Here is a 14659-nt window from a genome sequence, read left to right on the forward strand (position 1 = left end):
GAATCAGCCGGCGGCGACGCGGTCGAGCAGCCACTGGGTCAGCAACGGCACGGGGCGGCCCGTGGCCATGCCCTTGCGGCCCTCGTCCCAGGCGGTGCCGGCGATGTCCAGGTGCGCCCAGCGACGGCCTTCCGTGAACCGGGCGAGGAAGCAACCGGCCGTGATCGCACCGGCGTACTTGCCGCCGATATTGGCCACGTCGGCGAAGCCGGACTCGAGCTGGCTCTGGTAGTCATCCCACAGCGGCAGGCGCCAAGCGCGGTCGAGCGTGGCCTCGCCCGCGGCGAGCAACTCGGCGGAGAGCGTCTCGTCCTTGGTCATCAGGCCACTGGCGTGCTTGCCAAGGGCGACGACGCAGGCGCCGGTGAGGGTGGCGGCATCGATGATGGTGTGCGGATCGAAGCGCTTGCCGGTGTAGGTGAGCGCGTCGCAGAGAATCAGCCGGCCTTCGGCGTCCGTGTTCAGCACCTCGATGGTGATGCCCGAGAGACTGGTGAGGACGTCGCCCGGACGATACGCGGCGCCGTCCGGCATGTTTTCCACCGCCGGAACCACGCAGACGAGATTCACCGGCAGCTTGAGCTTCACGGCCGCCACGAAGGCGCCGAGCACGCCGGCCGCGCCGCACATGTCGAACTTCATCTCCTCCATGCCGGGGCCGGGCTTGAGGCTGACGCCGCCGGTGTCGAAGGTGATGCCCTTGCCGACGAAGGCGTAGGGTTTCTCGCCTTCCTTGCCCCCGTTCCACTGCAGGATGACCAGCCGCGGCGCATTCGCCGAACCGCGCGCCACGGCGAGCAGCGAGCCGAAGCCCTCGCGCTCCATGTCGGCGCGGTCGAGCGCTTCGAAGGTGACACCCTCGTGGGCGTCGGCGAAGGCACGTGCCTGATCGGCGATGTAGTCGGGGTTGCAGATGTTCGGCGGAAGGTTGCCCAGCTCGCGGGCGTAACGCACGCCCTCCGCGATGGCGCGGGCCTCGGCCAGACCCGCCTCGCCTTCGGCGGGACCGACCAGGGTGACCGAGGCCAGTTCCGGCTGCGCCTTGTCGCGCGGCTTCAGCGTGGCGGTATAGCGATAAGCGGCATGATCGGTGACCAGGGCGGCGACACGCAGGCGCCACGCGGCATCGCGGCCGGGCACGTCGATCTCGGGCAGCCAGCTGACGGCTTCCGTGACGGGCAAGCGGCCGATCGCCCGGGCGGCTTCCTGGGTGACCCTCTGATAACGGGCGGCGTCGAAGGACTTCTGGGCGCCGAGGCCCAGGATGAGCACGCGGGCGGCGGCCACCCCCGCCGGCTGCAGCAGCGTGACGACGTTGCCGACCTTGCCCGTGACATCCCCGGCCTCGAGAAGGCGCTTGATGGCACCGTTGGCGGCGGTGTCGATCCGCGCCGCGGCGCTGGTCAGGACACCGTTCTCGTAGACGCCGACCACCGCCACCGGGGTGGCGGTGGATTCGGGAGCGTTGGAACCGAGGCTGAACTGAACCGTCATAGCTTACTGTCCTGCGAAAGCCCGCCGGGGGTCCGGACAGGCTAGACTTATGGTTTGCCGGCCGGGACTGACGCGGCACGAACCGCCAATTCTATCAAATGCTCAGCATCCTCGACCGTTATTTCCTGCGCGAACTCGCCTACGGGGTGCTCGCGACGGCCATCGTGCTACTGGTGATCTTCGCCGGCGGCGCGTTCGCGACCGTCTTGCAGAAGGTAGCCAACGGCAGCATCCAGCCCAGCGTGATGTTCGAGGTCCTGGGCCTGCAGATGGTCGACCTGCTCTCCACCCTGCTGCCCATGTCGGCCTTCCTCGGCACCCTGATCGCCCTTGGCCGCATGTACCGCGAGAGCGAAATGCACGTGCTGGCCTCCTCCGGCATGGGTCCGCGCGGCATGCTCCGCCCGGTCACCCTGCTGGCCGTGCTCTCCACCATCGTGGTGGGCCTGGTGTCGCTCTGGCTCGGCCCCCTCTCCGCGCGCACGGCCGACCAGGTGATCGCCGCGGCGAACAAGTCCGTGATCGCCGCCGGCCTCGACGCCGGCCGCTTCACCGAACTACCCGGCAAGGGCGGCATCATCTTCGTCGACACGCTGAGCCGCGACGGCACCGTGCTGGGCAAGACCTTCCTCGCCACCGACCGTACGGATAGCGAAGGCCGCCCGCAGGTCCGCGTGATCAGCGCCAAGAGTGGGCGCATGTATCAGGAAAGCGACGGACAGAACCGGTTCCTCGCCCTCTACGACGGCTGGCAGTTCGAGATACCGCTTGCCGGCGATAACTGGCGGCGGATGAAATACGAACGCAACGATGCATCGCTCTCCTCCATCTCGGACGATGACGACGACACCGATCCGGCCCACGAGTCGGCGACCACCGACCTGTTCAAGGACGTGACGCCGGAGAACCTTGGCGAACTCGTTTCCCGCTTCGCCGCGCCCGTCAGCACGCTGGTGCTGATGATGATGGTGTTGCCGATGTCGCGGCAGGCGCCGCGCGACGCCCGCTACGGCCGGTTGCTGATCGCCGTGCTGGCGTACTTCCTGTATGTGGTGTGGCAGTTGATCGCGCGCGCGCAGATCATCAAGGGCCACCTGCACACCTCCGCGCCCATCTGGATCCTGCACGTCATCGTGTTCGGCGTGGCGGCCTGGTATTTCTGGCGCCAGAACAGCGCCCGGCGCGTGAAGGGAGTCCACTGATGGCCACGCTGACCGTCAAGCGCGCCGACCGGCTGATCGGTGCGAGCGTCCTCGGCACCCTGCTTCTCGTCTGGCTGGTGCTGACCGGTTTCGACGCGCTCACCCAGTTCGTGCGCCAGCTCGGCAACATCGGCAAGAACGGCTTCACGCTGTACGACGCCATCGCCTACATCATGCTCACGGTGCCGCGGCGCCTCTACCAGATGTTCAGCAACGCCGCGTTGATCGGCGGCCTTCTCGGGCTGGGCGGCCTTGCCGCCACGGGAGAACTGACCGCGTTGCGCGCGGCGGGCATGTCGAAGCTGCGCATCGCCGCCTCGGCGGCGGGCGTGATCGCCGTGCTCACTGTCGGCGTCGTCATCATGGGCGAGACCGCCGGACCCTACGGCGACCAGCATGCCCAGGCGATCCAGGTGCGCATGCGTTCGAGCAACCTCGGCTCCACCAGCAGCGGCCTGTGGGCACGTGATGGCGGCAAGATCATCAACGCCAAATCCGCCATCGCCACGCAGGATGGCGACCGGACGACCGTGAAGCTGGTCGACGTGCGCGTGTACACGTTCACGCCCGACGGACAGGTCAGCGTGTTCTCGCATGGCGACAGCGCCATCCACGATGGCAACCGCTGGGTGATGACCAACGTACGCACCACCACGCTCGACGCCCAGGGCACGCATTCTTCCCATGAAGACACGCAGACCTGGGCCTCGCGCCTGAACCCGCACGTGCTCGAGCAATCGGTGATCCATCCCGAATACCTCTCGATGGCCGACCTGCGCCGTAACATGCGCTATCTCGAGGCCAACGGGCAGAACCCTGGTGCCTACGCCGTAGCCTTCTGGGGACGCGCCCTCTTCGCGGTGAACACGCTCGTACTGGTGCTGTGCGCCATGCCGTTCGCGTTCGGTTCGCTCCGTTCGGGCGGCCTGGGCAAGCGCCTGTTCATCGGCATCATCCTCGCGATCGGCTGGTATTTCCTGCAAGGCGCCATGGTCAACTTCGGCACGGTGTACGGCATGCCGCCACTGCTGGCGAACCTGCTGCCGACGACCTTGCTGGTCGTGGGCGCGCTCGCGTACTTCAGACGCTTCGGCTAGCGAAGCCTTCCTGCCGGAGCCGACTCCAAGAAAAACCGGCTCTGTTCTGGAAAGAACCGCTCTGTTCAGGAAGAAACCGGCCCTGGTGGGAGCCGACCCTGTCGGCGATGGGTGCTTGCCTCAGGCTGGCCCGCTGCCGCGGGATCGCCGACAAGGTCGGCTCCCACCAGAACTCGTAAGCTCTTACTGCAGCGCGCCAGCTGGTGCCTGGCAGACGTTCTCCAGCACCGCGTCCAGGTCGTCGCCCGACATCGGCTTGCGCAGCAAGGCGTCCATGCCGGCATCCCGGATCGCGGCCAGCTCATCACCCGTCGAGCGGGCGGTGACGGCGACGATGGGCAGGCCGTCGAGATGTTCCATGCGACGGACCAGTCGGGCCACCTGGAAACCATCGACCACCGGCAGGTCGAGGTCGAGCAGCATCGCGTCGAACGTGCCGTGCGACAGGGCGGTGATCGCGGACAAGCCGTCCGCAAGCGCGGTCACCACGTGCCCACGCTGTCTCAGCAGTCCACCGATCACCTCGCTGACCACGGGATCGTCCTCGACCAGGAGCAGACGCTTCGCACTGCCACTCGCGGCCGCCTGGACCGTGGCGCCGGCATGGCCATCGCACATGCAGATTTCCAAGGGCAACCGCACGGCGAAGGCGCTGCCCCTGCCTGGTTCGCTGCTCACGCGGATCGCGCCGCCCATCAATCCACACAACTCGTGGCAGATGGCCAGGCCGAGCCCCGAGCCCTGCGCACGCTGGGGCGAACCTCCCTGCTCGAAACGGGAGAATACGCGCGAACACAACTCGGCGGACATGCCTGGCCCGGTATCGTTCACCGTCATCGCCAGTGTCGCGCCGTCACGCGCGACGTGCAGCGACACGCCGCCCCGCTCGGTGAATTTCACCGCGTTGTTGACGAGGTTCTGCAGGATCTGGCGAAGACGTATCGCGTCGCCACGGATCGCCGCCGGCACGCCGGCATCCACGGACGACGACAGGTCCAGGCCCTTCTCCTTCGCGCTGCCCGCGGCCAGTGCGATCACCTCGGCGCAGATGGTGCGCAACGACACGCACTCCGATTCCAGGACCAGCCGGCGGGACTCGATGCGGGTGATATCCAGCGCATCGTTGACCAGCCGCAGCAAGGTCGTTCCGGAACGGCGCACCGCCTCGACATAAGCCCGCTGCGTTTCGTCCAGTGGCGTGCGCGCCATCAGCTCGGCCATGCCGAGCACGCCCGTCATGGGCGTACGTATCTCGTGCCCCAGTGTCGCCATGAAGTCGGTCTTGGCCGCGTTGGCTTCCTCGGCGAGGCGTTTCTGTTGCTCGGCCAGCTGGAGCCGCATGGCCTGGCGCACGCGACGACGTGCGCTGGCAACGATGGCGAGGACGATCGCCACTGTCGCGAACGCGTACAACACCCACGCCCACCAGCGCAGCCAAGGGGGTGAATCGACGACGATGGACAATGGATGCGCGAGCGCGCCGTTCACGTCGTCGCGCCCCGCTCCCGATATCACCAGCCGGTAAGTGCCCGGCCGCAGCGGGCCGAAATCCCGCTTGCCGTCCTTGCCGGTGCGAAGCTCCGTGGTCTCGCCATCGTGCTCCAGCACGAACGCGAGGTGATTCCGGTCCGGATTCACGTAGGACAGCGCACGGGCGCGGACGATCAACTCCCGGTCGTTCCATGCCAGGTGCAAGGTGTCGCCGTCGATCGGCAGCGGCTGGCGGACGCCGCCGCGCGATACCGTCGCGCCGAGCACCGCGATGGCCGGCGCGCGGGTGTGATCGCGCTGACGGTCGGGCCGGAAGCCGACGAGGCCGCCGAGGGTCGCGCCATACATCGTTCCGTCGTCGAGCTGCACGGTCGTGCCGCTGGTGAACTCGCCGCTGGCGAGACCGTCGGCGAGCCCGAAGGGGCGGAATCCGCCGGTACCGGGGTCGAAGCGCCATACGCCCGTCTGGCCATAGAGCCACAGGCGGCCCGCCACGTCGCGCCGCACGTTGAGGATGTCCGCCGAGGGGAAGCCATCCGCTCCCCCGATAACGAGATCGCGCTGGGCTCTCCGTCCGTCCCAGCGGTAGTGTTCGAGCGCGCCAGGGCGCACCACCCAGAAACCGTCCTCGTCCGGCTCGAACGCGTTGACCCGTCCCGGGGCCACGCCCTCGATGCAATGCATTTCGCCCGAGGCACGATCGAAACGTGCCAGGCCAGCCACGCTCGCCTGCCAGAGCACGCCGCCCACGATCTCGATCTGCCGCGTGTCCGCCACGCCGCGTCGCGCGGTCGCGAACGGAAGGACCTTCGCTTGCCCGAGACCGCGATCCAGCGCGAACAGTCCCTGCCCCAGCGCCGCGACGTACACGGTGCCATCGGGCCCCTCGACCATCGCCGTCACCGGACGGTCGATGCTGGAACGCAGGAGCGGACGAGCGCGGCCGTGGCTGACCAGCGAGAGGCCGTCGACGGTGCCGACGAGCAAGCCCCGGGGGATCTCGAACAACGACTGCACGCGCGAGGTGCCTATATCGAAACCCTCTCCCGTGCGTCCCGTCGCCGGGTCGAAGCTGCGTATCCATCCGCGCAGGCCACCGACCCACAACTTCGCCTGGCCACCCGCGGCCACCGCAGTCACCGTGCGTCCGGGAAAACTGAAGGGATCGGTCGCGACGTGCGCGAAGCGGGTGAAGTCTTCCCACGCGGGCCCGAGATAGGCGAGACCGCCATCGCTCAAGGCGAACCATAACCCGTGTTCGCGGTCCTCGATCATGCCGCGGACGGCGCGGCCAGGCAGGCCTCCGGATGCCGTCCACGAGCCTGGCACCTTGTGGGAGCGGCCGTGGCGATCGAGCATGGAAAGCCCATCCGCGCCCGCTAGCCACAACGTGCCGTGGCTGTCGGCCAACGACGCGGCGACGGCCACCGGCGGCACGCGGCGGTCACGGCGCAGACGGCCGTCGTGCGAAAGACGATAGAGGCCACGGTCGGTCGAGAAGCGCAGTTCGGCCGCGTGACCGTCGATCCGCAGCACACGCGGATGGCTGCCATCGTCGAAGGGCACCCGGTCCATGCGCCCGCTGGTGTCGACCACGTCCACGCCGGTATCCGATCCGATCCAGATACGGCCGTCGTCCGACGCGTGTAGAGCGCGAATGGAAGCCGAGGACGGTCCGTCAGGACCGGCGGCGCGATGCACGAAGGCGCTGCCGTCCGCCCGCATGTGCGCGAGCCCCGCGCCGGTCCCGATCCATATCGTTCCATCGCGTGCCTGTGCGATGGCCCGCACGTCTTCGTCGGCAAGGCCGTCGCGCCATTGCACGAACGCCCCGCTGGCGGGGTCGTAGCGGCCCAGGCCCAGGTCGGGGCCACCGATCCAGAGACGATCGGCGGTGTCGACCAACAACGCCGCGACGCTGCCCGTGGGCAAGGGATGAGCGAAGCCGGGGCCGATTCCTGGCGTGACGAACTCCACGCCATCGAAACGGGAAAGGCCGACCGACGTGCCCACCCATATGAAGCCATGGCGGTCTTGCGCCACGGCCTGGACCTTGCTGCTGGGCAGGCCCTCGAGCAACCCGTAGCTGCGGAACTGTGGGGTGGGAACCGGCGGCATGGTGGCCGCCGCGGTCGTGGAAGGGGCGGCGATCGAACAGATCGCCGCCACGAGGATCCATCTCGTGATGAGCGTGCAATGCATTACGCGGGGTTCCTGATGCGTGCCCGATCATGCCATGCATGCCTTCGGGGCGGCACCGGATCACCCCGCCGTGGCATGTGGGTGCGAGCCCGCGATCTCCGTAGAATGACCGCATGTCCCGTCGGCTCCGCCTCCTCGTCTCGACCATCGGCCTTGCCGCCCTCGTCTGGCTGATGCTGGCGGCGCTGGACCGCGCGATCGCCCTGGCCCAGCGTTTCATGGGCTTGCCGGAAGGTTTGCGTTGGCTGGTCGGCGGCGTCCTCGCGATCTTCATCGTGGCTGGAACCGGTATCGCGGCATGGTGGTTGCGCCCACGAAAGCCCCGTCTCCCCATCGTCGCGCCGGACCGCGCATCGCTCGAGGCAAGAATCGATCGCTTGCGTGACACCGACGCCGGCGTTGAGGAACTTCGTAGCGAACTGGGCGAACTTGACCGCCGGCGCGAGAGCGCGAACGTCTACGTCGCGGTGTTCGGCGAGATTTCCACGGGCAAGTCGACCCTTATCGCGGCACTCGTACCCGGCGCCGCGCCGGCCAGCGACGTGCTCGGCGGAACCACGAAGGAAATCGCGCACTACGAAGGCGATACGCCAGCCGGCGAGCGCTGGACGGTCTCCGATGTGCCCGGGTCCGCCGAAGCCGGCGGGGAACGCCGCGAACGTCTCGCCCGGCATGAAGCGCTGCGCGCGCACGCGGTGATCTACGTCTGCGCCGGCGACCTCACGCGCACCCAGGCCGATGAACTGCGTTGGCTGGGCGACTTCGGCAAACCATTGCTGCTCGCGGTGAACAAAACCGATCAATGGACGCCCGCCGAGCGCGAACGCGTCCTGGCCCGCGTTCGCGAACAGGCCGCCGGGATACCGGATGCCGTGGTCGCGATCCGTGCCGGTGGTGAGGAACGTTTCACACGGCGCCTGCCCGATGGCGCCACCGAAGGCGTCACCCGCCGGCGCGCCGCCGACATACAACCGTTGATCGACGCGCTTCGCCGCCTTCTTGCCCCGGGCGCCGCCGCGCTGGAGGCGCTGCGGGAAAATGCGGTACTGGCGGGCTTGCACGAACGCACCTCGGAACAGGAAGCCGCCCACCGCGCGGTGGAATCCGAACGCATCGTCCACCGTTACGCAAGGCGCGCCATCGTCGGCGCCATGGCGGCGGTCGCGCCAGGCAGCGACCTGGTCATCCAGGGTGTCCTGGCCACGGGCATGGTGCGCGCCCTGGCCGACCTTCATGGCGTCAGGGTCACCGATGTCGAGATCGACAATCTCCTGCGCCAGGTTCGCATGACCTTGCGCACCGGCACGTCCGTCGTTCTCGCCGTGGCCGGCAATGCGATGAAGGCGTTCCCGGGCCTGGGCACATTGGGTGGCGGTGTCTTGCACGCTTTTGCTTACGCGCTCGTGTTCGACAGCTTCGGGCGCGCACTGGCGACGACGCTCGCTGAGCGGCGTACGCTGGACCAGGCCGACGCGAGCGAGCGGATGCGCGAATTGCTGGCCGACGCCGGCACGTCACGCCTGCGCCGCCTCGCCGAACTGACCGGCGAAGCCTTGCGGGATCGCTGAGTGAACGATCCGTTCGCGGCAACCGGGCTGACAAGGCCTCGCCGCTCGGCCACACTCTTCCCATCGGCCGCCCGGCGGCCCTCCGGCAGCAGGCCAACACGCATGCACCTCGCCCGCTTCATCCTTCCTTTCGCGCTAGGCGTCGCGCCCCTCCTGACGCACGCGGATCCCGTCGCCTACCGCATCGATCCCGTGCACAGCCAGGTCGTCTTCAACGTCGACCACAACGGCTTTTCACGATCGTTCGGCCGTTTGCGCATCACGAGCGGCACGATCGTCTTCGACCGCGACGACTGGTCGAAATCCTCCGTGGAGGCGACCGTCGACCTGACCTCCGTCGACATGGGCGACAGCGAGTGGGACAAGGCGGTGCGGGGATCCAGCCTGCTCGACAGCGACCGCGCGCCCACCGCGCGCTATGTCAGCGAATCGGTGGAGAAACGCAGCGACGACGAGGGCGTCGTGCATGGCAAGCTCACCCTGCGCGGCACGACGTTGCCGCTGGACATTCCGTTCCGCGTGAACCGCATCGGCAAGACGATCTACGGCCTGCACACGGTGGCCGGTTTTTCGGCCCAGCTCATCCTGGACCGCACCGCCTACGGCATGACATCCAATCGCAATTCGATCGGCACGGGCGTCTCGGTATGGCTGGAGATCGAAGGCATCCGCGGCGCTGAATCCACCGGCCAGGGCAAGGAGACCGATCATGCCGCTGCGCAGTGACCACACCCGCTGGAGTCCCGTCGCCAAGACCTTCCACTGGACGATGGCCCTGTTGATCCTGGGCAACGGCGCGTTCGCCTACTGGATGGACGGCCTGAAGCCGTCGATGCACAAGATCAACATGTTCGCCCTGCACAAGTCGATCGGCCTCACGGTGCTGGCGTTGTTCCTGCTGCGCGTGCTCTGGCGCACGATCGACCGTCGTCCTCATGACGAACCCGCGCCAGCCTGGCAGAAGATCGCCGCGCATACGGTGCACGGTTTCCTCTACCTCCTGATCGTCGCCATCCCGTTGACGGGCTGGGCGTACAATTCGGCGCACGGATATCCGCTGCAGTATTTCAAGCAGTTCAACCTGCCGGCGTTGCTGGAGAAGAACGAGGCACTGTCGAACCTGCTCGGCGCGGTGCACGAATACCTGTTCTGGTTCCTGCTCCTCGTGCTCGTCGCCCACGTCGGCGGCGCGCTCAAGCACCACATCATCGATCGTGACGACACCCTCCGCCGCATGCTGCCGTTCGGCCGTGCGAAACGGAACACCCCCACCCTCCCCGGAGACACCCCATGAACCCGACGATCCGCCGCCTCTCCGTCCTCGGCCTCGCGCTGGCCCTTCCATTCGCCGCTTCCGCCGCGGATTACAAGGTCGGCCCCGGCAGCACGCTCGGCTTCAGTGGCAAGTTCCAGGGCCAGCAGTTCGATGGCAGTTTCGGTAAGTTCGACGCCGCGATCAGCTACGACCCGGCCAATCTCGCCACGTCGAAATTCGACGTGACCGTCGATGTCGCCACCGCCAGGACAGGCGACAACGACCGCGACAATGCCTTGCCCGGCAGCGATTTCTTCGATGCGTCGAAGTTTCCGACGGCGCACTACGTCACCACGGGCTTCAGCAAGGACGCCAAGGGCAACGTGATCGCCAACGGCAACCTCACCCTGCACGGCGTGACGAAGCCGGTGGCGCTCAAGGTGGCGTTCTCGCCCAATCCCGGCGGCGCGCGGTTGTCGGTCACCGGCACGGTGAACCGCCTCGACTTCGGCGTCGGCAGCGGCGACTACAAAGCGACCGATACCATCGCGAACGAGGTGCTGGTCAACGGCTCGCTGAACCTGCTTCCGAAGTAAGAGACGCATGACAGGCTGGCGCGACCGCCTGCGTGGCATCGCCGGCCGCTTCCGCCGCGGCGGCGACGCCGCGCCCGCCGCGGACGAACGGGGCGGCGCGGTGGCCGCCAGCCTTCGGGGCCTGCTCGACGATCCTTCGATACCGGACAATGTCCGTGAAGCGATGGCCGCGGACTTCAAGCGAGTCGAGCGCATGCTCGATCGCCTGCAGAACGAGGAATTGCACGTAGCCGTCTTCGGCCGTGTTTCCGCGGGGAAATCAGCGCTGGGCAACGCGCTGCTCGGTCGCGAGGCGTTCGAGGTGGGCGTGCTCCACGGCACCACCACCGAAGCCGATGCGGCGCGGCTCGATGAAGCGGCAAGCGCGGGGCTCGTGCTGATCGACACGCCGGGCATCAACGAACTCGGCGGCGAAGCGCGGGAAAAGCTCGCTTTCGAGGTGGCCGAGGTATGCGACCTGATCATCTTCGTCGCGGATGGCGACCTGACCCGCGAAGAGCGCGACGCGCTGCGCACGCTTTCTTCCACCCGCCGCCCACTGCTGATCGCACTCAACAAGGCCGACCGCTACAGTGACGACGAGCGGGGAGGCCTGCTCGACCGGCTTCGTGAACATGCCACGGGGCTGGTCCGGCGAGAAGACGTCATCGCCGTGACGGCGCGACCCGCCCCCCGTGATGTCGTGGAAGTGGACGCCACCGGCAAGGAACGCCGCGTCAGCGAACCGCGTGCCGCCGATGTCGCGGCATTGAAGGCGCGCCTGCTCGCCATCGCCGAACGCGAGGGCAAGACGCTCTCCGCGATCAACGCCGGCTTGTTCGCCGGGCGGCTTACCGACCAGGTGAGCGAACGCATCGCCGCGACCCGGCGCGACGTCGCCTCCGGCGTCATACGTCAGTACTGCATCGCCAAGGCCGTCGCCGTGGCGTTGAATCCCGTGCCGGTGGCCGACCTGCTGCTCGCCGGCGGGCTGGACGCCGCCATGGTCGTGCAGCTCGGTCGCGTCTATGGCCTCCCCCTGACCCGAAGCGAATCGGGGCGGCTGGTCGCCGTCATCACTACGCAGCTTGCGGCGCTGATGGGCGCGGTATGGGGCGTCCAGCTGGTGTCGTCCGCCCTGAAAGGCTTGAGCGGGGGCTTGTCCGTGGTGGTCACCGCGGCCGCCCAGGGCGCATTGGGGTGGTACGCCACGGTGTTGATCGGCCGCGCGGCCGAGCACTATCTCGTCACCGGGAAATCCTGGGGCGAACACGGCGCCAAGCGCGCCGTGACGGAGATCGTCGCCAGCCTCGACCGGGATTCGATCCTGCGCGAGGCGCGCGAGGAAATCCTGCGGCGGTTGCGCAAGTAGGCATCGCCGACAGGGTCGGCTCCCACCAGAGCGCCCCCCGGCAAGCTGCCAACAACCCGGTGGGAGCCGACCCTGTCGGCGATGGGTGCTTGCCCCGACCTTGTGGGAGCCGACTTGTCGGCGATTCAGCCCGCGAAATCCCGCACCGCTCCCACATCGAACGGCCACTCCAGCTCCATCCCGTCGCCCCGCCGCAACACCGGTACCCGCGCGCCATAACGCGCCTCCAGCCCCTCGTCGTCATCGATCCACACGGACACGAAATCCGGGAACCGCGCCTCGGCCAGCACCGCCAGGGCCTGGTCGCAAAGATGGCAATCGTCGCGCTGGAACAAGGTGAAGGGGGACATGCGCCGGTGTATGGGGTGGTCGGGCCTCGCAGCGTAGAATAGAGGACTCCCCATAGCCAATCCCTCCCGCAGCCATGGCAGTCAGCGTCTTCGACCTCTTCAAGATCGGCATCGGCCCCTCTTCGTCCCATACCGTCGGACCGATGCGTGCCGGAGCGCGTTTCGTCGAACACTGGCTGGAGGAAAAAGGCGTGCTGGACCGCGTTGCCCGCGTCCGTTGCGAACTGTTCGGCTCGCTGGCGATGACCGGCCGCGGCCATGGAACCGATAAAGCGGTGCTGCTTGGCCTGGAAGGCGAATGGCCCGACCGCGTCGACCCGGACACGATCCCCGCGACGCTCGAGCGCATCCGCTCGGGCAAGCGCATCCGCATCCTCGGCCGCCACGAGATCGCCTTCGACGAGAAAGCCGACCTCGTCTTCAACAAACGTCAGAAGCTCCCGTTCCACACCAACGGCATGCGTTTTTCGGCTTACGACGCCGAAGGCAACGAACTGGCCACGCGCGACTACTACTCGGTCGGCGGCGGGTTCGTGGTCAATCCGGACGAAGCGGCGGAAGATCGTATCGTCGCCGATACCAGCGAACAGCCCTACGCGTTCTCCTCCGGGGACCAGTTGCTGGCGCTGTGCAAGGAACACGGACTGACCATCGCGCAACTGATGATGCGCAACGAAAGCATCTGGCGTCCCGAAGCGGAGACCCGCGCCGGCCTGCTCAAGATATGGAAGGCCATGCAGGACTGCGTCTCGCGCGGCCTGCGTTCGCCCGGCGTGTTGCCGGGCGGGCTGAAGGTCAACCGCCGTGCGCCTGCGATGGCCGCCGAACTTCACGCGCAGCCAGAAGCCGCCCTGCGCGACCCACTCACGATCCTCGACTGGGTCAACCTCTACGCGCTCGCGGTGAACGAAGAAAACGCCGCCGGCGGCAGCGTCGTCACCGCACCGACCAATGGCGCGGCGGGCATCGTCCCGGCGGTGTTGCACTACTACCGCCATTTCTGCCCCGGCGCGAACGAAGACGGAGTGATCGAATTCCTGCTCACCGCCGGCGCCATCGGCATCCTCTACAAGGAAAACGCCTCCATCTCCGGCGCCGAAGTCGGCTGCCAGGGCGAGGTCGGCGTGGCCTGCTCGATGGCCGCGGGTGGCCTGGCCGCGACCCTGGGCGGTACCGTCACCCAGGTGGAGAACGCCGCCGAGATCGGCATGGAACACAACCTCGGGCTTACCTGCGATCCCATCGGCGGACTCGTGCAGATCCCCTGCATCGAGCGCAACGCCATGGGCGCCGTGAAGGCGATCAACGCCAGCCGCATGGCACTGAAGTCGGACGGAAAGCACCACGTGTCGCTCGACAAGGTGATCGCCACCATGCGCGACACCGGTCGCGACATGAAGGACAAGTACAAGGAAACCTCACGCGGCGGCCTGGCGGTGAACGTCATCGAGTGCTGACCGCGCCATCGCCGACAGGGTCGGCTCCCACCGGGTCATCGCCAGCCCCGCCCGAAGCCGCGCTTCTAGTGGGAGCCGACCCTGTCGGCGATGGCGGCGAAACTCAGCGCGCCGGGCACATCCTGGGCAGCCGGTCGACCGTCTCGACCCGTACCGGCTGGTCTTCGCCCCACCAGTTGGCCACCGCCGTATAGCAGATGCGCAGCTTCCCCCGGCGGGTGTCGAAGCGCTGCTTGCTCGTGTACGCGAAGCACGACACCGATGCCAGGTGGCCGAGTTCGCGCATCGTGATGGCGCAGCGCCGCACGGCTTCCACCGGGTCTTCGCCGGGGTAGAGGGTGAAGTAAAAACCCTTGGCGGTACGGTCGTATGACTCCGAATCGATCAGCCGGCCCTTGTCGCTCCATTGCTCGGCGGCTGCGGCAATGCCGCATGCCGTCATGGCAACGAACAACATGGTGCTGGCGACCGCCTTCGAACGCATCCGAACCCCTTGATCCCTACCGCGTCGGCCAGTGTATATCGACGCGGTGCCGGTTGGGGTACGGCCACCACAGGCTGACAGCGAGGTCCCGGGCTGTCATCATCCGGCCCTT

Annotated in this window: 12 protein-coding genes; 8 read left to right on the plus strand and 4 right to left on the minus strand. The window is 67.6% G+C overall.

Features of this window, described 5'->3' with window-relative positions:
- Positions 1–3: 3 nt before the first annotated feature.
- On the minus strand, positions 4–1494 hold the full coding sequence (locus tag QFZ41_RS05340) for a leucyl aminopeptidase (protein ID WP_429197793.1): 1491 nt from the start codon (positions 1492–1494) through the stop codon (positions 4–6).
- 98 nt (positions 1495–1592) lie between these two features.
- On the opposite strand from QFZ41_RS05340, the gene lptF reads away from it, so the two are divergent.
- Together lptF and lptG are read left to right on the plus strand one after the other, a co-directional pair.
- Complete coding sequence (gene lptF, locus QFZ41_RS05345) at positions 1593–2696, plus strand: LPS export ABC transporter permease LptF (protein ID WP_429197794.1); 1104 nt, start codon at positions 1593–1595, stop codon at positions 2694–2696.
- Complete coding sequence (gene lptG / locus QFZ41_RS05350; RefSeq protein WP_429197795.1) at positions 2696–3793, plus strand: LPS export ABC transporter permease LptG; 1098 nt, start codon at positions 2696–2698, stop codon at positions 3791–3793. The genes lptF and lptG overlap by 1 nt, the downstream gene beginning before the upstream one ends.
- A 183-nt stretch (positions 3794–3976) precedes the next feature.
- Here the strand turns inward: lptG and QFZ41_RS05355 are convergent, their stop codons facing one another.
- Complete coding sequence (locus QFZ41_RS05355; RefSeq protein ID WP_429197796.1) at positions 3977–7486, minus strand: ATP-binding protein; 3510 nt, start codon at positions 7484–7486, stop codon at positions 3977–3979.
- 113 nt (positions 7487–7599) lie between these two features.
- Between QFZ41_RS05355 and QFZ41_RS05360 the strand changes: the two genes are divergently transcribed.
- From QFZ41_RS05360 to QFZ41_RS05380, 5 genes are all read left to right on the plus strand, one after another.
- Positions 7600–9054: a GTPase gene (locus tag QFZ41_RS05360; protein WP_429197797.1), complete on the plus strand. Its 1455-nt coding sequence runs from the start codon at positions 7600–7602 to the stop codon at positions 9052–9054.
- Positions 9055–9156: 102 nt separating this feature from the next.
- Positions 9157–9780, plus strand: coding sequence for a YceI family protein (locus QFZ41_RS05365; protein ID WP_429197798.1), 624 nt, complete (start codon positions 9157–9159; stop codon positions 9778–9780).
- A complete protein-coding gene (locus QFZ41_RS05370; RefSeq protein WP_429197799.1) occupies positions 9764–10348 on the plus strand; it encodes a cytochrome b in 585 nt (194 codons plus the stop codon). The genes QFZ41_RS05365 and QFZ41_RS05370 overlap by 17 nt, the downstream gene beginning before the upstream one ends.
- A complete protein-coding gene (locus QFZ41_RS05375) occupies positions 10345–10905 on the plus strand; it encodes a YceI family protein (protein WP_429197800.1) in 561 nt (186 codons plus the stop codon). The genes QFZ41_RS05370 and QFZ41_RS05375 overlap by 4 nt, the downstream gene beginning before the upstream one ends.
- Before the next feature lie 7 nt (positions 10906–10912).
- On the plus strand, positions 10913–12256 hold the full coding sequence (locus QFZ41_RS05380; protein ID WP_429197801.1) for a DUF697 domain-containing protein: 1344 nt from the start codon (positions 10913–10915) through the stop codon (positions 12254–12256).
- A 125-nt stretch (positions 12257–12381) separates the two neighbouring features.
- Here QFZ41_RS05380 and QFZ41_RS05385 read toward each other — a convergent pair whose 3' ends face one another.
- Positions 12382–12606: a glutaredoxin family protein gene (locus QFZ41_RS05385; RefSeq protein ID WP_429197802.1), complete on the minus strand. Its 225-nt coding sequence runs from the start codon at positions 12604–12606 to the stop codon at positions 12382–12384.
- Positions 12607–12680: 74 nt separating this feature from the next.
- Here QFZ41_RS05385 and QFZ41_RS05390 point away from each other — a divergent pair, with 74 nt between their 5' ends.
- Positions 12681–14063, plus strand: a complete 1383-nt coding sequence (locus QFZ41_RS05390; protein WP_429197803.1) for an L-serine ammonia-lyase — start codon at positions 12681–12683, stop codon at positions 14061–14063.
- A gap of 103 nt (positions 14064–14166) precedes the next feature.
- Here QFZ41_RS05390 and QFZ41_RS05395 read toward each other — a convergent pair whose 3' ends face one another.
- Positions 14167–14547: a hypothetical protein gene (locus tag QFZ41_RS05395; RefSeq protein WP_429197804.1), complete on the minus strand. Its 381-nt coding sequence runs from the start codon at positions 14545–14547 to the stop codon at positions 14167–14169.
- Positions 14548–14659: the final 112 nt, after the last annotated feature.

It is taken from the genome of Luteibacter sp. W1I16 (genome assembly GCF_050434905.1).
Lineage (GTDB): Bacteria > Pseudomonadota > Gammaproteobacteria > Xanthomonadales > Rhodanobacteraceae > Luteibacter.

Excerpts from the sequence above, each read along its gene's own strand:
- QFZ41_RS05395 (WP_429197804.1), bottom strand. The coding sequence starts at position 14,547 with ATGCGTTCGAAGGCGGTCGCCAGCACCATGTTGTTCGTTGCCATGACG.
- lptF (WP_429197794.1), top strand. The coding sequence starts at position 1,593 with ATGCTCAGCATCCTCGACCGTTATTTCCTGCGCGAACTCGCCTACGGG.
- QFZ41_RS05365 (WP_429197798.1), top strand. The coding sequence starts at position 9,157 with ATGCACCTCGCCCGCTTCATCCTTCCTTTCGCGCTAGGCGTCGCGCCC.
- QFZ41_RS05370 (WP_429197799.1), top strand. The coding sequence starts at position 9,764 with ATGCCGCTGCGCAGTGACCACACCCGCTGGAGTCCCGTCGCCAAGACC.
- QFZ41_RS05380 (WP_429197801.1), top strand. The coding sequence starts at position 10,913 with ATGACAGGCTGGCGCGACCGCCTGCGTGGCATCGCCGGCCGCTTCCGC.
- lptG (WP_429197795.1), top strand. The coding sequence starts at position 2,696 with ATGGCCACGCTGACCGTCAAGCGCGCCGACCGGCTGATCGGTGCGAGC.
- QFZ41_RS05360 (WP_429197797.1), top strand. The coding sequence starts at position 7,600 with ATGTCCCGTCGGCTCCGCCTCCTCGTCTCGACCATCGGCCTTGCCGCC.
- QFZ41_RS05385 (WP_429197802.1), bottom strand. The coding sequence starts at position 12,606 with ATGTCCCCCTTCACCTTGTTCCAGCGCGACGATTGCCATCTTTGCGAC.
- QFZ41_RS05340 (WP_429197793.1), bottom strand. The coding sequence starts at position 1,494 with ATGACGGTTCAGTTCAGCCTCGGTTCCAACGCTCCCGAATCCACCGCC.
- QFZ41_RS05390 (WP_429197803.1), top strand. The coding sequence starts at position 12,681 with ATGGCAGTCAGCGTCTTCGACCTCTTCAAGATCGGCATCGGCCCCTCT.
- QFZ41_RS05375 (WP_429197800.1), top strand. The coding sequence starts at position 10,345 with ATGAACCCGACGATCCGCCGCCTCTCCGTCCTCGGCCTCGCGCTGGCC.
- QFZ41_RS05355 (WP_429197796.1), bottom strand. The coding sequence starts at position 7,486 with ATGCATTGCACGCTCATCACGAGATGGATCCTCGTGGCGGCGATCTGT.